This window comes from Pseudomonas sp. EL_65y_Pfl2_R96, from assembly GCF_963970905.1.
Lineage (GTDB): Bacteria > Pseudomonadota > Gammaproteobacteria > Pseudomonadales > Pseudomonadaceae > Aquipseudomonas.
In genome coordinates, this window is the sequence record NZ_CAXAQH010000001.1 from 58,409 (window position 1) to 81,698 (window position 23,290).

Annotated in this window: 21 protein-coding genes; 12 read left to right on the plus strand and 9 right to left on the minus strand. The window is 59.5% G+C overall.

Features of this window, described 5'->3' with window-relative positions; genetic code table 11:
* Complete coding sequence (sdhD, locus tag AACY49_RS00285; RefSeq protein WP_003210573.1) at positions 1-369, minus strand: succinate dehydrogenase, hydrophobic membrane anchor protein; 369 nt, start codon at positions 367-369, stop codon at positions 1-3.
* The gene (sdhC, locus tag AACY49_RS00290) at positions 363-737 is read right to left on the minus strand and encodes a succinate dehydrogenase, cytochrome b556 subunit (RefSeq protein WP_015096190.1); all 375 of its coding nucleotides are present in this window, start codon (positions 735-737) and stop codon (positions 363-365) included. The genes sdhD and sdhC overlap by 7 nt, the downstream gene beginning before the upstream one ends.
* Positions 738-1,100: 363 nt before the next feature.
* On the opposite strand from sdhC, the gene gltA reads away from it, so the two are divergent.
* On the plus strand, positions 1,101-2,390 hold the full coding sequence (gltA, locus tag AACY49_RS00295; protein ID WP_105339798.1) for a citrate synthase: 1,290 nt from the start codon (positions 1,101-1,103) through the stop codon (positions 2,388-2,390).
* A 1,126-nt stretch (positions 2,391-3,516) separates the two neighbouring features.
* On the opposite strand, the gene AACY49_RS00300 is transcribed toward gltA, so the two are convergent.
* The 3 genes from AACY49_RS00300 to AACY49_RS00310 all read right to left on the minus strand — a co-directional run bounded on the left by AACY49_RS00300 (position 3,517) and on the right by AACY49_RS00310 (position 6,630).
* On the minus strand, positions 3,517-5,175 hold the full coding sequence (locus tag AACY49_RS00300; RefSeq protein ID WP_258696907.1) for a cation acetate symporter: 1,659 nt from the start codon (positions 5,173-5,175) through the stop codon (positions 3,517-3,519).
* Entirely contained in the window at positions 5,172-5,483 is a 312-nt protein-coding gene (locus tag AACY49_RS00305) for a DUF485 domain-containing protein (RefSeq protein ID WP_007939152.1), read from the minus strand. The genes AACY49_RS00300 and AACY49_RS00305 overlap by 4 nt, the downstream gene beginning before the upstream one ends.
* A gap of 295 nt (positions 5,484-5,778) precedes the next feature.
* On the minus strand, positions 5,779-6,630 hold the full coding sequence (locus AACY49_RS00310) for a glycine betaine ABC transporter substrate-binding protein (RefSeq protein ID WP_258696908.1): 852 nt from the start codon (positions 6,628-6,630) through the stop codon (positions 5,779-5,781).
* Between the two features lie 286 nt (positions 6,631-6,916).
* Between AACY49_RS00310 and AACY49_RS00315 the strand changes: the two genes are divergently transcribed.
* Positions 6,917-8,512 (plus strand): glycoside hydrolase family 17 protein, encoded by a 1,596-nt coding sequence (locus AACY49_RS00315; protein WP_258696909.1) that lies wholly within the window; start codon positions 6,917-6,919, stop codon positions 8,510-8,512.
* A gap of 99 nt (positions 8,513-8,611) precedes the next feature.
* On the opposite strand, the gene AACY49_RS00320 is transcribed toward AACY49_RS00315, so the two are convergent.
* Positions 8,612-8,980, minus strand: coding sequence for a hypothetical protein (locus AACY49_RS00320; RefSeq protein WP_258696910.1), 369 nt, complete (start codon positions 8,978-8,980; stop codon positions 8,612-8,614).
* Between the two features lie 224 nt (positions 8,981-9,204).
* Between AACY49_RS00320 and AACY49_RS00325 the strand changes: the two genes are divergently transcribed.
* Both AACY49_RS00325 and AACY49_RS00330 read left to right on the plus strand, forming a co-directional pair.
* On the plus strand, positions 9,205-10,503 hold the full coding sequence (locus tag AACY49_RS00325; protein ID WP_258696911.1) for a serine/threonine protein kinase: 1,299 nt from the start codon (positions 9,205-9,207) through the stop codon (positions 10,501-10,503).
* Positions 10,496-11,284, plus strand: coding sequence for an MlaA family lipoprotein (locus tag AACY49_RS00330; RefSeq protein WP_258696912.1), 789 nt, complete (start codon positions 10,496-10,498; stop codon positions 11,282-11,284). Before AACY49_RS00325 ends, AACY49_RS00330 begins: the two co-directional genes overlap by 8 nt.
* A 175-nt stretch (positions 11,285-11,459) precedes the next feature.
* Here AACY49_RS00330 and AACY49_RS00335 read toward each other — a convergent pair whose 3' ends face one another.
* The gene (locus AACY49_RS00335; protein ID WP_258696913.1) at positions 11,460-12,374 is read right to left on the minus strand and encodes a DUF808 domain-containing protein; all 915 of its coding nucleotides are present in this window, start codon (positions 12,372-12,374) and stop codon (positions 11,460-11,462) included.
* Positions 12,375-12,508: 134 nt separating this feature from the next.
* Between AACY49_RS00335 and AACY49_RS00340 the strand changes: the two genes are divergently transcribed.
* On the plus strand, positions 12,509-13,117 hold the full coding sequence (locus AACY49_RS00340; protein ID WP_258696914.1) for a TetR/AcrR family transcriptional regulator: 609 nt from the start codon (positions 12,509-12,511) through the stop codon (positions 13,115-13,117).
* 125 nt (positions 13,118-13,242) lie between these two features.
* Here AACY49_RS00340 and AACY49_RS00345 read toward each other — a convergent pair whose 3' ends face one another.
* Together AACY49_RS00345 and AACY49_RS00350 are read right to left on the minus strand one after the other, a co-directional pair.
* Entirely contained in the window at positions 13,243-13,701 is a 459-nt protein-coding gene (locus tag AACY49_RS00345) for an REP-associated tyrosine transposase (protein WP_258696915.1), read from the minus strand.
* 211 nt (positions 13,702-13,912) lie between these two features.
* Positions 13,913-14,353: a GlcG/HbpS family heme-binding protein gene (locus AACY49_RS00350; RefSeq protein ID WP_258696916.1), complete on the minus strand. Its 441-nt coding sequence runs from the start codon at positions 14,351-14,353 to the stop codon at positions 13,913-13,915.
* Positions 14,354-14,619: 266 nt separating this feature from the next.
* On the opposite strand from AACY49_RS00350, the gene gcl reads away from it, so the two are divergent.
* The 7 genes from gcl to AACY49_RS00385 all read left to right on the plus strand — a co-directional run bounded on the left by gcl (position 14,620) and on the right by AACY49_RS00385 (position 23,119).
* Positions 14,620-16,395, plus strand: coding sequence for a glyoxylate carboligase (gcl, locus tag AACY49_RS00355; RefSeq protein ID WP_258696917.1), 1,776 nt, complete (start codon positions 14,620-14,622; stop codon positions 16,393-16,395).
* A gap of 146 nt (positions 16,396-16,541) precedes the next feature.
* Positions 16,542-17,324 (plus strand): hydroxypyruvate isomerase, encoded by a 783-nt coding sequence (hyi, locus tag AACY49_RS00360; protein WP_339521341.1) that lies wholly within the window; start codon positions 16,542-16,544, stop codon positions 17,322-17,324.
* A gap of 153 nt (positions 17,325-17,477) precedes the next feature.
* Positions 17,478-18,368 carry a 2-hydroxy-3-oxopropionate reductase gene (locus AACY49_RS00365; protein WP_339521342.1) on the plus strand — a complete coding sequence of 297 codons (891 nt, stop codon included), beginning with the start codon at positions 17,478-17,480 and terminating at the stop codon, positions 18,366-18,368.
* A 163-nt stretch (positions 18,369-18,531) separates the two neighbouring features.
* Positions 18,532-19,812: a glycerate kinase type-2 family protein gene (locus AACY49_RS00370; RefSeq protein ID WP_339521343.1), complete on the plus strand. Its 1,281-nt coding sequence runs from the start codon at positions 18,532-18,534 to the stop codon at positions 19,810-19,812.
* On the plus strand, positions 19,802-21,217 hold the full coding sequence (gene pyk / locus AACY49_RS00375; RefSeq protein ID WP_339521344.1) for a pyruvate kinase: 1,416 nt from the start codon (positions 19,802-19,804) through the stop codon (positions 21,215-21,217). Before AACY49_RS00370 ends, pyk begins: the two co-directional genes overlap by 11 nt.
* 141 nt (positions 21,218-21,358) lie before the next feature.
* Positions 21,359-22,273 (plus strand): urea transporter, encoded by a 915-nt coding sequence (locus AACY49_RS00380; protein WP_258696922.1) that lies wholly within the window; start codon positions 21,359-21,361, stop codon positions 22,271-22,273.
* A gap of 21 nt (positions 22,274-22,294) precedes the next feature.
* Complete coding sequence (locus AACY49_RS00385) at positions 22,295-23,119, plus strand: ion transporter (protein ID WP_258696923.1); 825 nt, start codon at positions 22,295-22,297, stop codon at positions 23,117-23,119.
* The last annotated feature ends 171 nt before the right edge of the window (positions 23,120-23,290 follow it).

The following is a 23,290-nucleotide window of genomic DNA, read 5'->3' on the forward strand; positions in this document are numbered from 1 at the left end:
TCAGATACCCCAGAGAATCTGCACACCCCAGACGAAGTAAGCGAACATCGCAACGCCGCATACCGCCTGGAAAAGGAAACGTACTGCAGTCGCGGACTTGCCCAGCGCCATCGGCGTCAGGTAGTCGGTCGCGATGGTCCACATGCCGACCCAGGCGTGAGCGCCCAGGGCCACAAGGGCCAGCAGACTGAAGATACGCATCCCGTTGTGGGCGAACAGGCCATGCCATTGGGCGTAGCCAATGCCAGGATTCGCCGCGAGGTATCCGATCAGGAAGATGAAATAAGCCGCGAGAACAACCGCAGACACACGTTGCGCCATCCAGTCATAGAGGCCCGAACGCGAAAGGTTCGTAACGCTGGTTACCATATCCAAACTCCTGCCAGAACGATCAACACCACGGAAACGGCGATGATAATTTTCGAGCCCAGGCGGCCGCCTTCAAGCGTCTCGCCGATGCCCATATCCATGATCAAGTGGCGCACGCCGGCTACCAGGTGATACAGAAGAGCGGACAGGAGGCCCCATGCTACGAACTTGGCCAGCGGACTGGTCAAGCATGCCTTCACCTCGGCAAAACCTTCCTCGGAACCCAGAGACTTGCCCAATGCATACAGCATGAAGCCAAGGCCCAGGAAGAGGATGATGCCGGAAACACGGTGAAGAAACGACGTAACGCCGGTGATGGGGAGTTTGATGGTCCTTAGGTCTAGGTTTACAGGTCGTTGGCTTTTCACGGCTTTTTTTTCACACTGAAGAGCCCCTAACAATCAGGGCAAAGTTGTTGGGGAGTGCACTGGTCAGGTAACCACCACCCAGGGATGCGACCCCCAATAAAGCAGGCCCAAAAGCCCCTGGCGGTCGGTGGCCGAGTATAGACAGTTAGGCTACTAATGACAACGCGTTCACCTTCCCCTAATAGCTGATTGCACAAGTCAGATAAAAGGCGTAAATGGCAGTCAATTTCGAGGAAAAAGTCCGGTTAAAGCCTTCTGGAGCAAGACTTTAGGCAAATTGACATTCAAATTTATCTCACTATAGTGGTGCGGGCCCTGCGTGGGGGGTCTGTCTGATGATTTCAAGCATAAATAGGAGGCCACATGGCTGACAAAAAAGCGCAGTTGATCATCGAGGGCGCAGCCCCCGTCGAGCTGCCCATTTTAACCGGCACCGTTGGTCCCGATGTTATCGACGTTCGGGGCCTGACGGCCACGGGCCGCTTCACCTTTGACCCTGGTTTCATGTCGACCGCCTCCTGCGAGTCGAAGATCACCTATATCGACGGCGACAACGGCATTCTGCTGCACCGCGGCTACCCGATCGAACAGCTGGCTGAAAAGTCGGACTACCTGGAAACCTGCTATCTGCTGCTCAACGGTGAATTGCCGACCGCAGAACAGAAGGCCCAGTTCGTCGGCACCGTGAAGAACCACACCATGGTTCACGAGCAATTGAAGACCTTCTTCAACGGCTTCCGTCGCGACGCCCACCCGATGGCCGTCATGTGCGGCGTAGTGGGCGCCCTCTCGGCGTTCTACCACGACTCCCTCGACATCAATAACCCGCAGCATCGCGAAATCTCCGCGATCCGCCTGGTTGCCAAGATGCCGACCCTGGCCGCAATGGTTTACAAGTACTCCATGGGCCAACCCATGATGTACCCGCGCAACGACCTGTCGTACGCGGAAAACTTCCTGCACATGATGTTCAACACCCCGTGCGAGATCAAACCGATCAGCCCGGTACTCGCCAAGGCCATGGACCGGATCTTCATCCTCCATGCCGACCACGAGCAGAACGCATCGACCTCCACCGTACGTCTGGCCGGTTCGTCGGGTGCCAACCCGTTCGCCTGTATCGCCGCCGGTATCGCCGCACTGTGGGGCCCTGCCCACGGCGGTGCGAACGAAGCCGTGCTGACCATGCTCGATGAAATTGGCGATGTCTCGAACATCGACAAGTACATCGCCAAGGCCAAGGACAAGAACGATCCGTTCAAACTGATGGGCTTCGGTCACCGGGTTTACAAAAACCGCGACCCACGCGCCACCGTCATGAAGCAGACCTGCGACGAAGTACTGAAAGAACTGGGCATCACCAACGATCCGCAACTCGAACTGGCCATGCGCCTGGAAGAGATCGCCCTGACCGACCCGTACTTCATCGAACGCTCGCTGTATCCGAACGTCGACTTCTACTCGGGGATCATCCTCAAGGCGATCGGCATTCCAACCAGCATGTTCACCGTGATCTTCGCCCTGGCGCGGACCGTCGGCTGGATCTCCCACTGGAAAGAAATGCTCTCCAGCCCGTACAAGATCGGCCGCCCGCGCCAGTTGTACACCGGCTACGAGTCGCGTGACATCACCCGGCTTGAAGACCGCAAATAAGACCTGTCTTGCGATAACGTCTTGAGCTGTACCGGAAACGGCCTCTATTTAGATAGAGGCCGTTTTTGTTTGTGCCTGACATTGAGTGACGCGGCGGCCTGAGGGCCGACCGGGTTCTTTGGTTGCGTACATATCCTTTTCTGCGGTAACGGCGGCTAATGGTTCCGCTCTTACAGCGGGTCACTTTGGAAAAGCCCCAAAGTAACCAAAGGGCTCTTGCCCCTGTCGTTCGGCCCTTCGCCTAGGCTCAGGGTGCCCTCGCTCCGGTCCTGCTCCGTGGGCCCGCCGCGATCGGCCATCCATGGCCGTGCGCGGCTAACCCGGCATCCATGCCGGGTTGCCCACTGCGCAGAACCTCCACTCGGCCTCTCGAGGGGGCGGTGCGTCAAGATCAAAAGCTGCAGGCGAGCTAACGCTCGACCTGTTGAGTGGTGAAAGGCAAGGCGGACGTGCTCTGATTTTGGATGTGCTCTGATTTTTTGTGGGAGCTGGCTTGCCGGGTCGCCGCATCGCTGCGATGGCGGCCTGTCAACCGACCAATCGTCCCCCGGATGTACCCAGTCCAACTGTGGGAGCGAGCCTGCTCGCGAAGCTATTGATCTTGCTGTTGCTGTTGCTTTGGCTTTTGATCTTGATCTGTCTGCCCCTTTCCCAGAGGCCGAACGCAGGTATTGCGCAGGGGGCACCGCGGCAAGGATGCCGCGGTAGCCGCCCCCGGCCATGGATGGCCGATGGCGGCGGGCCCCCGGAGCAATGCCGGAGTGAGGGCATGCCGAGCCGAAGCGAGGCACCGAATGGTGGGGCAAGACCTTTTGGTTACTTTTGGGGCGTTTGCCAAAAGTGACCCGCTGTAAGAGCGGAACCATAAGTGGCAGTTACCGCAGAAACGGATATGTACACCATCAGAAATCCAGGTCGGCTATCAGGCCGCCATCGCAGGCAAGCCTCGCTCCTACAAGGGGCAATAACTGCCAGCCAGCGCTACCGCAGAAACGGATATGTACTCGATCAAAGAGCAGACCACCTCCGCGAAAAAGCCATACACAGTGCGATAACCGCCCAATAAAAAAATGCCCCGATCTCTCGACCGGGGCATTCGTTTTAGCGCGGCTTATATATAGAAGCCTTAGTGCGCAACCGCCCCACTCGCCCCCAACCCGGTCTGCGAACGAACGAACTGCGGGAAGAACAGCGCCCGCTCGTTCACGCCCTCGGCGGACTTGTCAGTGACCGAGAAGAACCAGATCCCGACAAACGCAATGGCCATGGAGAACAGCGCCGGGTATTCATACGGGAAGATCGCCTTCTCGTGACCCAGGATCTGCACCCAAATGGTTGGCCCCAGCACCATCAAGCCAACAGCACTGACCAGACCCAGCCAGCCGCCGACCATCGCACCGCGAGTCGTCAACTTCTTCCAGTACATGGAAAGCAACAGCACCGGGAAGTTGCAGCTCGCCGCGATGGAGAACGCCAGGCCCACCATGAACGCGATGTTCTGCTTCTCGAACAGAATGCCCAGGCCGATCGCCAGCACCGCCAGGGCGATGGTGGTGATTTTCGAGACACGGATCTCGTCCTTCTCGTTGGCCTTGCCCTTCTTGATCACGCTGGCATACAGATCATGGGACACCGCCGAGGCACCCGCCAGGGTCAGGCCGGCCACCACCGCCAGGATGGTCGCGAACGCTACCGCCGAGATGAAGCCCAGGAAGATACTGCCACCCACCGCGTTGGCCAAATGCACCGCCGCCATGTTGTTGCCGCCCAACAGCGCACCAGCCGCATCTTTAAAGACCGGATTGGTGCTGACCAACAGGATCGCACCGAAACCGATGATGAACGTCAGGATGTAGAAGTAGCCAATGAAGCCGGTTGCATACAGCACGCTTTTACGCGCTTCTTTCGCGTCACTCACGGTGAAGAAGCGCATCAGAATATGCGGCAGGCCAGCGGTACCGAACATCAGTGCCAGGCCGAGGGAGAACGCCGAGACCGGATCTTTCACCAGACCGCCCGGGCTCATGATCGCTTCACCTTTAGGGTGAACCTTGATCGCCTCGGAGAACAGCGCGTTGAAATCGAAGTTGACGTGTTTCATCACCATCAGCGCCATGAACGAGGCACCGGACAGCAACAGCACCGCCTTGATGATCTGCACCCAAGTGGTCGCCAGCATGCCGCCGAACAGCACGTACAGGCACATCAGGATGCCCACCAGGATCACCGCAACGTGGTAGTCCAAGCCGAACAGCAGCTGAATCAGCTTGCCGGCACCGACCATTTGCGCGATCAGGTAGAACGCCACCACCACCAGCGAGCCGCACGCCGACAGCGAGCGGATCTGGGTTTGCCCCAAGCGATAGGACGCCACGTCGGCAAAGGTGTACTTGCCCAGGTTACGCAGACGCTCGGCGATCAGGAACAGAATGATCGGCCAACCCACCAGGAAGCCGATCGAATAGATCAGGCCGTCGTAGCCGGAGGTGAACACCAGGGCGGAAATCCCCAGGAAAGACGCCGCGGACATGTAGTCACCGGCAATCGCCAGACCGTTCTGGAACCCGGTGATCTTGCCGCCCGCCGCATAGTAGTCGGCCGCCGATTTGTTGCGCTTGGACGCCCAGTAGGTGATGCACAGGGTTGCCCCCACGAACACCACGAACATCAGGATCGCGGAAACGTTGAGCGGTTGTTTCTGTACCGCGCCCGTCAGGGCTTCAGCCGCCCAGGCGCCAGGTGCGAAGGCTGCGATGCTCAATAGAGCCATTAGACGCCGGATCATTGCTGAGCCTCCTTGAGAATCGCATTGTTCAAGTCGTCGAATTCGCCATTGGCGCGTCGCACGTAGATGCCTGTCAGGACAAAGGCCGAAACAATCAGCCCGACACCGATCGGAATACCCCAGGTAATCGATGACTCAGGGCTGATTTTCGCGCCCAGAATATGCGGCCCGTAAGCAATCAAAAGGATGAATCCGGAGTACAGCCCAAGCATGATCGCTGAAAGAATCCAGGCGAATCGTTCCCTCTTGCTAACCAGCTCCTTGAAGCGTGGGCTGTTTTGAATCGAGAGGTAAATGCTGTCGTTCATTGTTTTTATCCTCGCAGCACAGATTTTAGTTGGAACGCTATCTACTCTATGCGGCTGCCGGACAGGTTCCAGACGACCTTAGTATTAGAACGACATGACAGACTCGCCATTTCCCAGCAGGCGTTAAACAATGTGGGAGCGAGCCTGCTCGCGATTACGGTGTGTCAGTTAACATCAATGCCGACTGATACATTGCAATCGCGAGCAGGCTCGCTCCCACAGGGAAAAGCAAAAAGCCCCTTGGCATTTAAGCCAAGGGGCCTTGAGAGGTGCTGACCAGACGCTTCAAGTCAAATCATTTGGTCCAGTCGGCAACGCGATCCGGGTGTTTGGCCACCCAGTCTTTCGCTGCGGCTTCAGGTTTGGCGCCGTCCTGAATCGCCAACATGACTTCGCCGATTTCGTCTTTCGACGCCCACTGGAAGTTCTTCAGGAACTTCGCAACTTCAGGCGCTTTGGTTGCCAGTTCTTTGCTACCGATGCTGTTCACGGTTTCAGCCGCGCCATAAACGCCTTTCGGGTCTTCCAGGAAGCGCAGTTTCCACTTGGCGAACATCCAGTGCGGCACCCAACCGGTGACGGCAATGGATTCGTTTTTCTTCTCGGCACGGGTCAGCTCGGCAATCATACCGGCGCCGGAACTGGCCTTGAGGGTGTAATTGTCCAGACCGTAATCCTTGATGGCCTGATCGGTCTTGAGCATCACGCCTGAACCGGCGTCGATGCCGACGATACGGCCCTTGAAGCTCTCGTCGGTTTTCAGATCCGCAATCGACTGGGCCTTGACGTACTCCGGCACGATCAGACCGATTTTCGCATCCTTGAAGTTCGGGCCGTAGTCGACGACCTGATCCTTGTTCTTCGCCCAGTATTCGCCGTGAGTCACAGGCAGCCACGCCGACAGCATGGCGTCGAGTTTGCCGGTGGCCACACCTTGCCACATGATCCCGGTGGCAACCGCTTGCAGTTTCACGTCATAACCGAGCTTCTGTTTGATCACTTCAGCAGCCACGTTGGTCGTGGCGACGCTGTCCGACCAACCGTCGACATAACCGATCGTTACTGCCTTGCCTTCAGCGCTGGCTACGGTAGAACTGATCGCCAGCACCAAAGCGGCACCTGCGCCCAAGAGTCGTCGCATCTTCATCGTTACTTCCCCGAAAGTGCTGCACTCGACGGATGCCGAGTCGCTCAACGTATTTTTATGGTGCACAGCGCCCCCATCACGCCGACCGCAAACTCGCTCGATCGTCAGTGGAGTACTGACGTGTCGATCATCAACCTGACGCCAACAGTGACCTGCTCTGTCAGCGACCTCAAGGCATCGAGAAACGACATCAGAACGCCATTAATCGTGCCCCGTGAAAGTACGCACGCCAACCCCGCCCAAACTTTGCATGTCAAAATTATGCAGGCCACCAAGCACGGGACAAATGCAGGTAACATGCGCGACTTTGCTCCCAGACGGCCTGACCATGCCCGCGACATCCCGCTTTCCTTTTTTGGCTTATCTCTTCGCTTGCCTGCTGGGGTTTTTTGCCCTCGGTGGCTTCTGGTATGGCCTCGGCAAACCGGTGATCCTGCCGGACGCGGCCAGCGCGACGCACAAGCTGCAATGCGCCTCCTACACCCCGTTCGACAAAGACCAATCGCCATTCGATGTGCCGTTCAAACTGCGCCCCGAGCGCATGGACGCTGACCTCGCGCTGCTGGCAACCCGTTTCGAATGCATTCGCACCTATTCCATGACCGGCCTCGAGGCTCTGCCCGATCTGGCACGCAAACACGGCTTGAAGCTGATGATCGGCGCCTGGGTCAACAGCAACCCGGTGGACACCGCCAAGGAAGTCGATCTGCTGATCGCCTCGGCCAATGCCAACGCGGATGTAGTGACCTCGGTAATCGTCGGCAACGAAACCCTGCTGCGCAAGGAAGTCACCGGCGCGCAGTTGGCGACGCTGATTAACAAAGTCAAAAGCCAGGTCAAACAACCGGTGACCTACGCCGACGTCTGGGAGTTCTGGCTCAAGCACCCGGAAGTCGCCCCGGCGGTGGACTTTTTGACCATTCATTTGCTGCCGTACTGGGAAGACGAGCCATCGAACATCGACGCCGCGCTACAGCATGTGGCCGAAGTACGTCAGGTGTTCGGCAACAAATTTGCGCCCAAGGACGTGCTGATTGGCGAAACCGGCTGGCCAAGCGAAGGCCGTCAGCGCGAAACCGCCTTGCCGAGCCGGGTCAATGAAGCCAAGTTCATTCGCGGTTTTGTCGCCATGGCTGAGCAGCAAGGCTGGCATTACAACCTGATCGAGGCGTTCGACCAGCCCTGGAAACGCGCCAGCGAAGGTGCGGTGGGCGGTTATTGGGGACTGTTCGATGCCGATCGCCAGGACAAGGGCGTGCTCGCCGGGCCGGTCTCGAACGTACCGTACTGGTCGCAATGGCTGGCGCTGGGTGGCTTGATCTTCATCGGCACACTGATCCTCGGCGGTCGCGTTCGCAGCACCCGCGCGGCGTTGGTTCTGCCGCTGCTCGGTGCGTTGGCGGCCTGTTCGATTGGCGCCTGGGGTGATCTGGCCCGCGTTACCACCCGGTTTGCCAGTGAATGGTTGTGGGTTGCCTTGCTGACGGGGTTGAATCTGTTGGTGCTGGCCCATGCCGCGCTGACCTTGAGCGCCCGCACCGGTTGGCGTGAACGCGCCTTCAATGCACTGGAACGTCGAGCCGGCTGGTGGCTGGCAGCGGCAGGTTTTGCCGCGGCGGTAATGATGCTGGAGCTGGTGTTCGACCCGCGTTATCGCAGCTTCCCGAGTGTCGCGTTCATCCTGCCGGCGCTGGTGTACCTGTGCCGTCCGGTGAGCGTGCCACGTCGGGAAATCGCCCTGCTGACCTTTATCATAGGCGCCGGCATTGCGCCGCAGCTGTATCAAGAAGGTTTGCAGAACCAGCAGGCCTGGGGCTGGGCGCTGGTGAGTGTGTTGATGGTGGCGGCGTTGTGGCGCAGCCTGCGGGTTCGCAAGGGCTGATCTTCAGCGCGGCAACCGGCCCTCGCTCCCACCGTTAACCGCGTTCTCATGCTGGATGCGGTCGAATGTGGGAGCGAGCCTGCTCGCGATGACGGACTATCAAACCCCGCGGGACGCCCGGACCAAACGCAAAGCAGCAATCACCACCGCAAACACCGCCAACGTGGTGGTGTACAACGCCAGCGCCGGAAACCCGAACACCAGCGCCAGCACCGCCAACCACCACCCCGCTCGCTCCGGCAGCACAAAACCGATCACGGCGGCGGCCACTGCCGTCCAGCCCAGCACCTTGAAATGAATCATCAAGCCCAGATTCGAACGAATCTGACATTCCCAGCGACTGGCCTCGTCAACGCAGATGCCGACCCATTGAGCATCCTCCATGAAGCCATAACGGGCGCCATAACTGGCGGCCAGCCACAATGGCAGAAGAACGAGCAGCAGAATCACGGGCAGACGGCGGGACATGAAACACTCCAATAAACGAAATCGGCGGCCAGCTTAATCTCCCGACAGCCTTACGCAAGCGCTAACAACAGTTAACTGGCCAGCCAATCACTGCAAAGTGTATCGTCCCGCTACCGTTGCTCCGAAATCAGCCTGTTTTGGTGCCGATGCATGGCACTTTGACGCAAATCCGATGGTCATAGCCTGCGAACTTCATCCGGCACCTTCCTCTAAGGGATCTAGTCATGCTCCGTTCCTTGCGCTTCGCCGCCCTGTTTGGCGGCTTGATTTTAAGTGCGTCCGTACTGGCGGCCGACATTGACGCCGCCAGCTATGGCTATCCCCTGACCAATCCGTTCGAGGCGACCATTGCCACGACACCACCGGATTTGCGCCCGGAATTGCCGCTGGACGAAGACATCAATCAGTCGGACCGCAGTGTCACCTTGCGCCCGGAGCGTGAATTCAGCCTGCCGGACAACTTCTGGCCGGTAAAGAAGCTCACCTACCGCATCGCCACGCAAGATAAAGCTGCTCCGTTGATCTTCCTGATCTCCGGCACTGGTGCACGCTATGACAGTACCCTTAACGAGTACCTGAAAAAGCTCTACTACAAGGCCGGCTATCACGTGGTGCAGCTGTCGTCGCCCACCAGCTTCGACTTCATGACCGCCGCCTCGCGCTTCGCTACACCGGGCGTGACCAAGGAAGATGCCGAAGACATGTACCGGGTGATGCAGGCTGTGCGGGCGCAGAACCCGAAATTGCCGGTTACCGATTATTTCCTGACCGGTTACAGCCTCGGCGCACTGGATGCGGCGTTTGTTGCGCATCTGGATGAAACCCGTCGCAGCTTCAATTTCAAGAAAGTCTTGCTGCTCAACCCGCCGGTCAACCTTTACACCTCGGTCACCAACCTGGACAAACTGGTACAGACAGAGGTGAAGGGCATCAATAACACCACCACTTTCTATGAGCTGGTGCTGGACAAACTGACCCGTTACTTCCAGCAGAAGGGCTACATCGACCTCAACGATGCCTTGCTCTACGACTTCCAGCAGTCCAAGCAGCACCTGAGCAACGAACAGATGGCCATGCTGATCGGCACCTCGTTCCGTTTCTCGGCGGCGGACATCGCCTTCACCTCGGACCTGATCAACCGTCGCGGCCTGATCACGCCACCGAAATACCCGATCACCGAAGGCACCACCCTCACACCGTTCCTCAAACGCGCACTGCAATGCGACTTCGACTGCTACATCACCGAGCAGGTCATCCCGATGTGGCGCGCCCGCACTGACGGCGGCAGCCTGCTGCAACTGATCGATCAGGTCAGCTTGTATGCGCTCAAGGACTACCTGCACGACAGCCCGAAAATCGCCGTCATGCACAACGCCGACGACGTGATTCTCGGCCCTGGCGACCTAGGGTTTCTGCGCCGGACCTTTGGCGACCGCTTGACTGTTTATCCATTGGGCGGCCATTGCGGCAACCTCAACTATCGCGTCAACAGCGACGCCATGCTGGAGTTTTTCCGTGGCTAAATACCCCCTGCTGATCGCAGCGTTACTCTGTGCAGGCGTCGCCAATGCCGACAACAGCAAAGCCAACGCCCCGGTGGTGGTCGATAAAGACGGTTTCAAGGAACCGCTGAGCAAACTCAAATTCAACCCGGGGCTGGATCAGCGCGAATTCGAACGCTCGACGCTCAATGCGCTGAACGTCTATGACCCGCTGGAAGAGTGGAACCGCCGCGTCTACCACTTCAACTACCGTTTCGACCAATGGGTGTTCCTGCCCGTGGTCAACGGCTATCGCTACGTCACCCCAAGTTTCCTGCGCACCGGCGTCAGCAACTTCTTCAACAACCTCGGTGACGTGCCGAACCTGGTGAACAGCCTGCTGCAATTCAAGGGGCAGCGCTCGATGGAAACTACCGCACGCCTGCTGCTCAACACCACCATCGGTGTCGCCGGCCTGTGGGACCCGGCCACCGCCATGGGGGTGCCGCGCCAGAGCGAAGACTTCGGCCAGACCCTGGGTTTCTACGGCGTACCGGGCGGCGCCTACTTCGTGCTGCCGATCCTCGGCCCGTCGAACCTGCGTGACACCGCGGGCCTGGCGGTCGATTACACCGGCGAATCGGCGATCAACTTCCTGAACGTTTCCGAAGTCAGCTCCAACCACCCGGAAATCTGGGTACTGCGCGGTATCGACAAGCGCTATCAGAACGGCTTCCGCTACGGCCAGCTGAACACACCGTTCGAGTATGAAAAAGTGCGTTACGTGTATACCGAGGCACGCAAACTGCAGATCGCCGAGTAACGTCGTCGGCAACAAAAAAGGCCATTCGATGCAGATCGAATGGCCTTTTTTATGCGCGATGTTCCAAGCACCGCCAACCTACTGTGGGAGCGAGCCTGCTCGCGATAGCGGTCTAACAGTCAACATTGATGGCGAATGTTATGACCTCATCGCGAGCAAGCTCGCTCCCACAGGTTCAGGCCTTTACCGTTTTCCAGATCTTGCTGACAGCCATCACCCCAACCAACACCGCCGCACCCGCCACAATCCCGGCCACCGCATTCAGCAACGTCGGCACGATAAATCCGGCCCCACCAGCACCTGCGGTGATACCCTCGATCCAGTGATGAACCACCGGCACGCCGTGGGTCAGAATCCCGCCGCCGACCAAAAACATCGCCGCCGTGCCGATTACCGACAGGCTTTTCATCATGTACGGCGCCGCACGCAGAATCCCGCCGCCGATGCTTTTGGCCATCTGGCCGGGCTTCCGGGTCAGCCACAGACCGAGGTCGTCGAGTTTGACGATGCCCGCCACCAGCCCGTACACGCCGATGGTCATGACGATGGCGATGCCCGAGAGCACGATCACTTGTTGGGTCAGCGATGCATCAGTCACAGTGCCCAGGGTGATGGCAATGATTTCCGCCGAGAGAATGAAGTCGGTACGGATCGCCCCTTTGATCTTGTCCTTCTCGAACGCCACCAGATCCACCGCCGGGTTGGCCACAGCCTCGACCAGCTCTGCGTGTTCGGCCTGATCTTCGGCTTGGCTATGCAGGAATTTGTGGGCGAGTTTCTCGAAGCCTTCGAAGCACAGGTACGCGCCACCGACCATCAACAACGGCGTGACCAGCCACGGAATGAACGCGCTGATGGCCAACGCCGACGGCACCAGGATCAGCTTGTTGAGGAACGAGCCCTTGGCCACCGCCCATACCACCGGGATTTCCCGCTCGGCACGCACGCCGGAAACCTGCTGGGCGTTGAGCGCCAGATCGTCGCCCAGTACACCGGCGGTCTTCTTCGCGGCCATTTTGGTCATCAACGCCACGTCGTCCAGTACGGTGGCGATGTCGTCGATCAGCACCAGCAAACTGCTTCCTGCCATGAATCGGGTTTCCTTCTTGAGTGAATGGCGCGCAGCATAACGCGACCCGAGGCCACACGGGGCATTCTTGAGCGCCGCGCGAGGCCGGTGCTACCATGCGCAACCGCCAGAACAGGCAAGGAACCCCCTGGTTTATGAGCACTATCCGCGAGCGCAACAAAGAACTGATCCTGCGTGCCGCCAGTGAAGAATTTGCCGACAAGGGCTTCGCTGCGACCAAAACCAGTGACATCGCGGCCAAGGCGGGGCTGCCCAAGCCCAACGTCTACTACTACTTCAAATCCAAGGAAAACCTCTACCGCGAGGTCCTGGAAAGCATCATCGAGCCAATCCTGCAGGCCTCGACACCGTTCAACGCCGACGGTGTGCCCAGCGAAGTGCTGAGCGGCTACATTCGCTCGAAAATCCGCATCTCCCGTGATCTGCCCTTCGCCTCCAAGGTATTCGCCAGCGAAATCATGCACGGCGCCCCGCACTTGAGCCCCGACCTGGTCGAGCAGCTCAACGGCCAGGCCAGGCACAACATCGACTGCATCCAGACCTGGATCGACCGCGGCCAGATCGCCCCGATCGACCCCAACCACTTGATGTTCAGCATCTGGGCCGCGACCCAGACCTACGCCGACTTCGACTGGCAGATCTCTGCGGTGACCGGCAAGGCCAAGCTGGATGAAGCCGACTATGAAGCGGCGGCGCAGACGATTATCCGGTTGGTGCTCAAGGGGTGTGAGCCCGACCGATAAATCGCGGCACGGCCATCGCGGGCAAGCCCGCTCCCACAGAATCTCTTGGTGTACACAAAATCTGTGAACACTCTCGATTCTTGTGGGAGCGGGCTTGCCCGCGATGAAGGCGACTAGGAACTCGATCAAACCCAAATAGCATCCCACAGCGGATAGTCGCCCAGTCGTTCAACGAGCCCTGCCCGCAAAGGGTTAGCGACAACATACCGCGCCATCTTCACCAAGTCCTCCTCTCGCCTCAATGCCCGATCGTGATAGCCCTGCTGCCAAAGTGGCCCATTTCGATTGCTGGAAAGATTCACCTCTCGAACAATCAATGACTTGGTTTGACGCATCAGATTACTGAGCGAACATTTTTTCAATTCGACAAGCCAGTGGAAGTGATCAGGCATAACGACCCATGCCAGTGAGTTCACTAACCCTGTGTTTTGTGCTTGGCGAAATTGATGAACAACCAATCTGCCCAATGCGAAATCCGCAAAAACCGGCTCGCGATCAAGTGTATTGGTAGTCAGTAAGTAGATTCGATTGGGTTCGGCATAGCGGCCCGTTCGCAGGCGATGTGAAGCAGGAAGATCAGGCAATCCGTTGCCCCTTCATGATGGATTCATCGGAAGACTAGACCTGAGCGGCCCATAGACCGCGACAATCCGTTATCTGGATGTGTCCATGAGGCCGCCATCGCGGGCAAGCCCGCTCCCACAAGGATCGAAGGTGTTCACAGATTCTGTGTTCACCAGCAGGAACCTGTGGGAGCGGGCTTGCCCGCGATGACATTCGATCAGACCCTGAAGATCAACCAACCACCCCCGCATCCGCCCTCAACCCCTGCGCCTCGATCGCCCTGATCGCACACTGCTCATCAACATCAGACAAATCGCCGCTGATGCCCACCGCCCCCAACACACTCCCGTCCTGATCCCGAATCAACACGCCGCCCGGTACCGGGACGACGCTGCCCTGCCCCAGGCTATTCAGCGCGGCGAAGAAGGCCGGGCGTTGTTGGGCGTCTTGAGCCAGCAGCCGTGAGCCTTTGCCCAGGGCGATCGCGCCCCAGGCTTTGCCAATGGCGATCTGCGGGCGCAGCAGGCTCGCGCCGTCTTCGCGTTGCAGCGTTATCAAGTGCCCGCCGGCGTCCAGCACCGCAACGGTCAATGGCGCGGCAGAGATTGCACGGCCTGCGGAGATGGCCTGATTGGCCAGGTTGACTGCGATGTTCAAGGTTAAAGCGCTCATGGTGCCGTCCTCATTTTGTTATTGGGAAAGCCGTTGGACTGTTTTGTATTGCGCAATCCGATGCGACAAATAGAGCACAATAAGTAGTTTATTTGTATACAATAATTCTAGAAAAACGCCATTTTCGACGAAAAACCACACTTCACGAGGCTTCCGACGAATGAAACAGCTGCTTGAGAAAATGGATTGACCTGCGCCGTCCGCCGTGAATACACTCTGCGCAAAGCCACTTGTATACAATTACAAAACGTAAGAGGCACAAAACCATGAGCAAAATGAGAGCAATCGAAGCCGCCGTTCTGGTGATGCGCCGTGAAGGGGTCGATACCGCTTTTGGCATCCCGGGCGCCGCGATCAACCCGCTGTACTCCGCCTTGCAGAAGGTCGGTGGCATCGATCACGTCCTCGCTCGCCACGTTGAAGGCGCCTCGCACATGGCCGAGGGCTACACCCGCACCAAGGCCGGCAACATCGGCGTGTGCATCGGCACGTCCGGCCCGGCCGGCACCGACATGGTCACCGGGCTCTACAGCGCCTCGGCCGACTCGATCCCGATCCTGTGCATCACCGGCCAGGCACCACGGGCCCGCATGCACAAGGAAGACTTCCAGGCCGTCGACATCACCAGCATCGTCAAGCCGGTCACCAAGTGGTCGACCACCGTCATGGAGCCGGGCCAGGTGCCTTATGCGTTCCAGAAAGCGTTCTATGAAATGCGCTCCGGCCGCCCAGGCCCAGTGCTGATCGACCTGCCGTTCGACGTGCAGATGGCTGAAATCGAATTCGACATCGACGCCTATGAGCCGCTGCCGCTGGCCAAGCCGACGGCTAATCGCGTGCAGATCGAGAAGGCTCTGGCCATGCTTGATCAGGCTGAGCGCCCATTGCTGGTCGCCGGTGGCGGCATCATCAATGCCGACGCCAGCGAGTTGCTGGTGGAGTTCGCTGAGCTGACCGGTATTCCGGTAATCCCGACCCTGATGGGCTGGGGCACTATCCCGGACGATCACCCGCTGATGGTCGGCATGGTCGGTCTGCAAACCTCGCACCGCTACGGCAACGCGACGATGCTGAAGTCCGACATGGTGCTGGGTATCGGTAACCGTTGGGCTAACCGTCACACCGGTTCGGTCGACGTTTACACCGAGGGTCGCAAGTTCATTCACGTCGACATCGAACCGACCCAGATCGGTCGCGTGTTCACCCCGGACCTGGGCATCGTTTCCGACGCCGCTGCCGCGTTGACCGTGTTCATCGAAGTCGCTCGCGAATGGCAAGCCGCCGGCAAGCTGAAAAACCGCAGCGCCTGGCTGCAAGACTGCCAGCAGCGTAAAGCCAGCCTGCAGCGCAAGACTCACTTCGATAACGTGCCGGTCAAGCCGCAGCGCGTGTACGAAGAGATGAACCAAGTGTTCGGCAAGGACACTTGCTACGTCAGCACTATCGGTCTGTCGCAGATTGCCGGCGCGCAGTTCCTGCACGTCTACAAACCGCGTCACTGGATCAACTGCGGTCAGGCCGGCCCGTTGGGCTGGACGATTCCGGCAGCCCTCGGTGTGGTCAAGGCTGAGCCGACCCGCAAAGTGGTGGCGCTCTCGGGCGACTACGACTTCCAGTTCATGATCGAAGAACTGGCAGTGGGCGCGCAGTTCAAGCTGCCGTACATCCACGTTGTCGTGAACAACTCGTACCTGGGACTGATCCGTCAGGCTCAGCGCGGCTTCGACATGGACTACTGCGTGCAGCTGTCCTTCGACAACCTCAACGCTCCGGAACTCAACGGTTACGGTGTCGACCACGTCGCTGTCGCCGAAGGCCTGGGTTGCAAGGCGCTGCGGGTATTCGAACCGGACCAGATCCAGCCTGCCCTGCGCAAGGCTCAGGAACTGATCGAGGAGTTCAAGGTGCCGGTGATCGTCGAGATCATTCTGGAGCGCGTGACCAACATTTCCATGGGCACCGAGATCAACGCCGTCAACGAATTCGAAGACTTGGCGCTGGTTGGCAACGACGCGCCAACGGCGATTTCGTTGCTCGATTGATGATCGTTGATCGTTCCCACGCTCTGCGTGGGAATGCATCCAGTGACGCTCCGCGTCACATAACGGCTGGACGCAGAGCGTCCGGGGCGGCATTCCCACGCAGAGCGTGGGAACGATCAGCCCTCACACATATACGGGAGACCACCATGCCGCGTTTCGCAGCCAACCTGTCCATGCTGTTCACCGAGCAGGATTTTCTTGCCCGTTTCGACGCTGCCGCCAAGGCCGGCTTCAGTGGTGTCGAATACCTGTTCCCCTACGACTTCAGCTCCGCCGAAATCAAAACCAGGCTCGATGCCAACGGCCTGACCCAGGTGCTGTTCAACCTGCCGGCCGGTGACTGGGCCAAGGGCGAGCGCGGTATCGCGTGCTTGCCGGATCGGATCGAAGAATTCCGCGCCGGTGTCGATCTGGCCATCGCTTACGCCAACGTGCTGGGCAACACCCAGATCAACTGCCTGGCCGGTATTCGTCCACAAGGTGTCGATGATGCCACCGTGGAAAAGACCTTTGTCGCCAACCTCAAGTACGCAGCCGACAAGCTGCAAGCGGCGGGCATCAAACTGGTGATGGAAGCGATCAACACCCGTGACATCCCGGGCTTCTACTTGAACAACACGGCGCAAGCCCTGTCGATTCGCGAACAGGTCGGCAGCGCCAACCTGTTCCTGCAATACGACATTTATCACATGCAAATCATGGAGGGTGACCTGGCCCGCACCATGGCTGCGCACCTGGACGAGATCAACCACATCCAGTTGGCCGACAACCCAGGGCGCAACGAACCGGGCACCGGTGAAATCAATTACCGCTTCCTGTTCGAACACCTGGACCGCATCGGCTATCAGGGTTGGGTTGGCTGTGAATACAAGCCGCTGACCACCACCGAAGCGGGTCTGGGCTGGTTGAAAACCCATAACGCGATTTGACGCAAAACCTGTGGGAGCGAGCCTGCTCGCGAAGAGGCCGGCACATTCAACATCCATGTTGCCTGGCACACCGCTATCGCGAGCAGGCTCGCTCCCACAGAAAGCGGTCTCCCTATTTGCTTGAAGCAGCAACAAAAACAAGAGGATTTTCTCATGGCTAAAATCGGATTTATCGGCACCGGCATCATGGGCCACCCAATGGCGTTGAACCTGCAGAAAGCCGGTCACAGCCTGTTCCTGTCGGCGCACCACGACGCCGCCCCTGCCGACCTGATGGCCGCTGGCGCCATCGCGCTGGCGAACCCGAAAGAAGTCGCCCAGGAAGCCGAATTCATCATCGTCATGGTCCCGGATACCCCGCAGGTCGATGACGTGCTGTTCCGCGCCGACGGCGTTGCCGCAGGCGTGAGCAAAGGCAAAATCGTGATCGACATGAGCTCGATCTCGCCGACCGCCACCAAAGCCTTCGCTGCCAAGATCAACGAGAAAGGCACGCAGTACCTCGACGCGCCAGTGTCCGGCGGTGAAGTCGGCGCCAAGGCGGCGACCCTGAGCATCATGGTCGGCGGCGAAGCCGATGCCTTCGAACGCGCCCTGCCGCTGTTCCAGGCCATGGGCAAGAACATCACCCTGGTCGGTGGCAACGGCGATGGGCAAACCGCGAAAGTGGCGAACCAGATCATCGTCGCGCTGAACATCCAGGCTGTGGCCGAAGCCCTGCTGTTCGCCTCGAAAAACGGCGCCGATCCAGCCAAAGTACGCGAAGCGCTGATGGGCGGCTTCGCCTCGTCGAAGATCCTTGAAGTTCACGGCGAACGCATGATCAAAGGCACCTTCGACCCGGGCTTCCGTATCAGCCTGCACCAGAAGGACCTGAACCTGGCCCTGGCCGGCGCACGCGAATTGGGCATCAACTTGCCAAACACCGCCAATACCCAGCAAGTGTTCAGCACCTGCGCGGCCATCGGTGGCAGCAACTGGGACCACTCGGCGCTGATCAAGGGCCTGGAACACATGGCGAATTTCTCGATTCGCGATAAATAACACCTGCCCCCTACTGATCGTTCCCACGCTCTGCGTGGGAATGCATCCCGGGACGCTCCGCGTCCCTGCCGAGCGGACGCGGAGCGTCCAGTTGAGGCATTCCCACGCAGAGCGTGGGAACGATCATTTGCGCTAAACAAAACAATAAGACTGGGAGCCCGCCATGTCGGTCGATCCGCAACAACTGCTGCGCGAGCTGTTTGCCACAGCCATCGACGCGGCCCATCCGCAGCACGTCCTCGAAGCTCATTTGCCAACCGATCGCAGCGGCCGGGTGATCGTCATCGGCGCCGGTAAAGCCGCAGCCGCCATGGCCCAGGTGGTCGAGCGCTGCTGGCAGGGTGAAGTGTCTGGCCTTGTGGTGACCCGCTACGGCCACGGCGCCCCGTGCAAAAAAATCGAAGTGGTCGAAGCCGCGCACCCGGTGCCGGATGCCGCAGGTCTGGCCGTGGCCAAGCGGGTGCTGGAGCTGGTCAGCAACCTGGGCGAAGACGACCGCGTGATTTTCCTGCTGTCCGGCGGCGGCTCTGCCCTGCTCGCCTTGCCCGCCGCCGGTATCACTCTGGCCGACAAACAATCGATCAACAAAGCCCTGCTCAAATCCGGCGCGACCATCGGCGAGATGAATTGCGTGCGCAAGCACCTCTCGGCGATCAAGGGCGGTCGTCTGGGCAAAGCCTGCTGGCCCGCCACGGTTTATACCTATGCGATTTCCGATGTACCGGGCGACCTCGCCACGGTCATCGCGTCCGGCCCTACGGTGGCCGACCCGAGCACCTCGTCCGAAGCGCTGGCGATCCTCAAGCGCTATGGCATCGAAGTCCCGGTCTCGGTGCGCAACTGGCTGCAAAGCCCGGAATCGGAAACGGTCAAACCCGGCGATCCGAGCCTGGCCCGCAGTCATTTCCAATTGATCGCCCGCCCACAGCAATCGCTGGAAGCGGCAGCGGTGAAAGCCCGTCAGGCCGGTTTCAGTCCGTTGATTCTCGGCGACCTGGAAGGCGAATCCCGGGACGTGGCAAAAGTCCACGCCGGCATTGCCCGGCAGATCGTCCAGCACGGCCAGCCGCTGGCAGCACCGTGCGTGATTCTGTCCGGCGGCGAAACCACCGTCACCGTGCGCGGCAATGGTCGTGGCGGGCGCAACGCCGAATTCCTGCTGAGCCTGACCGACAGCCTCAAAGGCTTGCCCGGCGTCTACGCCCTGGCCGGTGACACCGACGGTATCGACGGTTCCGAAGACAACGCCGGCGCGATCATGACCCAGGACAGCTACGCCCGCGCCATCGCCCTTGGCTTGAGCGCCAGCGACGAGTTGGACAACAACAATGGCTACGGTTATTTCGAGGCACTGGACGCCCTGATCGTCACCGAGCCGACCCGCACCAACGTCAACGACTTCCGCGCCATTTTGATTCTCGAGAGCCCTAAACATGACGCCTGACAAGAAGGTCAAAATCCTCGCTACCCTTGGCCCGGCCACCGACGGGATCGACGATATCCGTGAATTGGTGCAGGCCGGGGTCAATATCTTTCGCCTGAACTTCAGCCATGGCGATCACGCCGACCACGCGCAGCGCTATCAGTGGATTTGTGAAGTCGAGCGCCAGCTGAATTACCCCTTGGGGATTCTGATGGACCTGCAAGGCCCGAAACTGCGAGTCGGCAAATTCGCCCAGGGCAAAGTGCAGCTGCATCGCGGCCAGGCATTGCGTCTGGATCTGGATGCGACACCGGGGGATGAACGCCGGGTCAACCTGCCCCATCCTGAAATCATCGCCGCTCTGGAGCCCGGCATGGACCTGCTGCTGGACGACGGCAAGCTGCGCCTGCGAGTGGTGGCCAAGTACGCCGACGCCATCGACACCACGGTGCTCAATGGCGGCGAGCTGTCGGATCGCAAAGGCGTCAACGTGCCGCAAGCCGTGCTGGACCTGAGCCCCCTGACCGCCAAGGACCGTCGCGACTTGAGTTTCGGTCTGGAGCTGGGTGTGGATTGGGTCGCACTGTCGTTCGTGCAACGCCCGGAAGACATCCGCGAAGCTCGCGCACTGATCGGCGACAAGGCTTATTTGATGGCGAAGATCGAGAAGCCATCGGCCGTGACTCAACTGCGGGAAATCGCCGAATTGAGCGATGCGATCATGGTCGCGCGCGGTGACCTGGGTGTGGAAGTGCCGGCCGAAAGCGTGCCGCAGATTCAGAAAAACATCATCAGCACCTGCCGCCAACTCGGCAAACCGGTGGTGGTGGCGACGCAGATGCTGGAGTCGATGCGCTTCTCTCCCGCCCCGACCCGCGCCGAAGTCACTGACGTCGCCAACGCGGTGGCCGAAGGTGCGGACGCGGTGATGCTGTCGGCGGAAACCGCGTCCGGCGAGTACCCGCTGGAAGCTGTGCAGATGATGAGCAAGATCATCCGTCAGGTGGAAAACGGTCCGGACTATCAGACCCAACTGGACGTGAGTCGGCCGAAGGCTGAAGCCACGGTGTCGGACGCGATCAGCTGCGCGATCCGCCGCATCAGTAACGTACTGCCGGTGGCGGTGCTGGTGAATTACAGCGAGTCCGGCGCGTCGAGTCTGCGGGCGGCGCGGGAACGGCCGACGGTGCCGATCCTCAACCTGACGCCGAACTTGCAAACCGCGCGACGCTTGACGGTGGCGTGGGGCGTGCATTCGGTAGTCAATGATCGACTGCGCCAGGTGGACGAAGTGTGCTCGACGGCACTGGAGATTGCCCAGGCACAGGGGATGGCTCAGCGGGGGGATACGTTGCTGATTACTGCTGGGGTGCCGTTCGGGCAGCCGGGGTCGACCAATTCGTTGCGCATCGAGACATTAATCTAACTCCCCCCACACAATGATCGTTCCCACGCTCTGCGTGGGAATGCAGCCCGGGACGCTCCGCGTCCCAAGAGCAGACGCAGAGCGTCCATTGAGGCATTCCCACGCAGAGCGTGGGAACGATCTGTACTGACTGCCCCCATCATGCCTGCCAACCACTTCCACACCCACTGCCCCGACTGGGCCACCGCCCTGCTCAACGGCTTCAGCCAGATCTTCCTCCAGCGCCATCCGCTGTGCGGCCTGCTGTGTCTGTTGGCGATCCTGTTCAGTGCGCCGGCCCTGCTCGGCGGTGCGTTACTGGGAGGAGTCGCCGGGTTGCTCACCGCGCAACGTCGCGGGTATGCCAAGGCTGATCGTCAGGCCGGGCTGTTCAGTTACAACGGTGTTTTGCTCGGCTTGCTGCTGAGCCTTTATTTCCCTTGGTCAGCGCTGCTACCACCGTTGATCATCGCCAGTGGCGGCCTGAGCGCGATGCTCACCCGGCAATGGCTCAAAGACGCTGACGATCATCAATGTCTACCGGCCTATACCGCACCTTTCGTTGGGTTGAGTTGGTTATTGCTCGGCTTTGCCGCACCGCAGCAACCCGCTCCGCTGATCGAACTGAACACCCTCAACCTGCTCGCCGCCGAATTGAAAGGCCTGGGGCAAGTCATGTTTCTCGGTCATCCCCTGGCCGGCGCGCTGATTGCCGCCGGGTTGCTGATCGCTGACCGCCGCGCCTTCCTGTGGGCGCTGCTCGGCTCCGCTGCCGGCCTTGGCTTCGCCTTGCTGCATCACGACACCTCCAGCGCCTTGCAGGGCTTGAGCGGCTACAACCCGCTGCTCGCCGCCCTCGCCTTAAGCCCGCAACGCCGCCAACCGTGGCTGCCGCTGCTCGGCATTCTGCTGGCAGTGTTGCTCACGCCGGGATTTGCCGCACTGGGTCTGGCAGCGCTGACCGCGCCCTTCATCCTTGCCTGCTGGCTGATTCGCGCAGGCTGCAGAGTGCTGCGTCAGGCCGCCATAGACAGCGCGCCTTGCGCTACCGGGGAGAATCACCCTAGGCTTCGCTGATTCTCGATTCAGGCGTTATCCATGGACAGCAGCAAAAACTGGCGTGAAGCGCTTTACGTCATGATTTTCCAGACCGATACCCAGGCCGGTCGGCGCTTCGACAGCATCTTGCTGTTGATCATCCTCGCCAGCCTGGTGATCGTGGTGCTGGACAGTATCGACAGCGTTCACCAGAACTACGCCGCTGTGCTGGCGTACATCGAATGGGGCTTCACCGTCATTTTCGTCATCGAATACGGCCTGCGCCTGTACTGCTCGCCCAAGCCGCTGCGCTACGCGTTCAGCTTCTACGGGCTGGTGGATTTGCTGGCGATCGTACCCGGGGTCCTCGCGCTGTATTACAGCGATGCACAGTACCTGCTGATCATCCGGATCATTCGGATGCTGCGGATTTTCCGCGTGCTCAAGCTCAGCCCGTATCTGAAGCAAGCCAACTACCTGATGCTGGCGCTACGCGGCAGCAAGCAGAAAATCGTGGTGTTTCTGCTCAGCGTCAGCACCCTGGTGACGGTGTTCGGCACCTTGATGTACGTGATCGAAGGCCCGGAGCACGGCTTCACCAGCATCCCCAAAGGCATCTATTGGGCCATCGTCACGCTGACTACCGTGGGTTTTGGCGACATCGTGCCCAGGACGCCGTTGGGTCAGGTGGTTTCGTCGCTGGTGATGATCACCGGTTACTCGATCATCGCCGTGCCAACAGGGATCTTTACCGCGGAACTGGCCAACGCCATGCGCGGTGAACAATTGCAACACGATTGCCCGACCTGCCAGAAAAACAGTCACGAACACAACGCGGCGTTCTGCTCCCGCTGCGGCAATGCGCTGTTTAAGAAACTGGAATAAGCAAAGTGCTTTTTAATCTTTAAACGACTATGCGAGCCCGGCTATAGTCGCTGGCAAAACGGTGGCAACCGCTCTTCAATGACTGACAACTAACCCGTAGAAGCTGCCGCAGGCTGCGATCTTTTGACTTTGATTTGTGTCGGCTATTCAAGATCAAGAACGAAATCAAAA

Excerpts from the sequence above, each read along its gene's own strand:
- sdhD (WP_003210573.1), bottom strand. The coding sequence starts at position 369 with ATGGTAACCAGCGTTACGAACCTTTCGCGTTCGGGCCTCTATGACTGG.
- gltA (WP_105339798.1), top strand. The coding sequence starts at position 1,101 with ATGGCTGACAAAAAAGCGCAGTTGATCATCGAGGGCGCAGCCCCCGTC.
- AACY49_RS00300 (WP_258696907.1), bottom strand. The coding sequence starts at position 5,175 with ATGATCCGGCGTCTAATGGCTCTATTGAGCATCGCAGCCTTCGCACCT.
- AACY49_RS00305 (WP_007939152.1), bottom strand. The coding sequence starts at position 5,483 with ATGAACGACAGCATTTACCTCTCGATTCAAAACAGCCCACGCTTCAAG.
- AACY49_RS00310 (WP_258696908.1), bottom strand. The coding sequence starts at position 6,630 with ATGAAGATGCGACGACTCTTGGGCGCAGGTGCCGCTTTGGTGCTGGCG.
- AACY49_RS00315 (WP_258696909.1), top strand. The coding sequence starts at position 6,917 with ATGCAGGTAACATGCGCGACTTTGCTCCCAGACGGCCTGACCATGCCC.
- AACY49_RS00320 (WP_258696910.1), bottom strand. The coding sequence starts at position 8,980 with ATGTCCCGCCGTCTGCCCGTGATTCTGCTGCTCGTTCTTCTGCCATTG.
- AACY49_RS00325 (WP_258696911.1), top strand. The coding sequence starts at position 9,205 with ATGCTCCGTTCCTTGCGCTTCGCCGCCCTGTTTGGCGGCTTGATTTTA.
- AACY49_RS00335 (WP_258696913.1), bottom strand. The coding sequence starts at position 12,374 with ATGGCAGGAAGCAGTTTGCTGGTGCTGATCGACGACATCGCCACCGTA.
- AACY49_RS00340 (WP_258696914.1), top strand. The coding sequence starts at position 12,509 with ATGAGCACTATCCGCGAGCGCAACAAAGAACTGATCCTGCGTGCCGCC.
- AACY49_RS00350 (WP_258696916.1), bottom strand. The coding sequence starts at position 14,353 with ATGAGCGCTTTAACCTTGAACATCGCAGTCAACCTGGCCAATCAGGCC.
- gcl (WP_258696917.1), top strand. The coding sequence starts at position 14,620 with ATGAGCAAAATGAGAGCAATCGAAGCCGCCGTTCTGGTGATGCGCCGT.
- hyi (WP_339521341.1), top strand. The coding sequence starts at position 16,542 with ATGCCGCGTTTCGCAGCCAACCTGTCCATGCTGTTCACCGAGCAGGAT.
- AACY49_RS00365 (WP_339521342.1), top strand. The coding sequence starts at position 17,478 with ATGGCTAAAATCGGATTTATCGGCACCGGCATCATGGGCCACCCAATG.
- AACY49_RS00370 (WP_339521343.1), top strand. The coding sequence starts at position 18,532 with ATGTCGGTCGATCCGCAACAACTGCTGCGCGAGCTGTTTGCCACAGCC.
- pyk (WP_339521344.1), top strand. The coding sequence starts at position 19,802 with ATGACGCCTGACAAGAAGGTCAAAATCCTCGCTACCCTTGGCCCGGCC.
- AACY49_RS00380 (WP_258696922.1), top strand. The coding sequence starts at position 21,359 with ATGCCTGCCAACCACTTCCACACCCACTGCCCCGACTGGGCCACCGCC.
- AACY49_RS00385 (WP_258696923.1), top strand. The coding sequence starts at position 22,295 with ATGGACAGCAGCAAAAACTGGCGTGAAGCGCTTTACGTCATGATTTTC.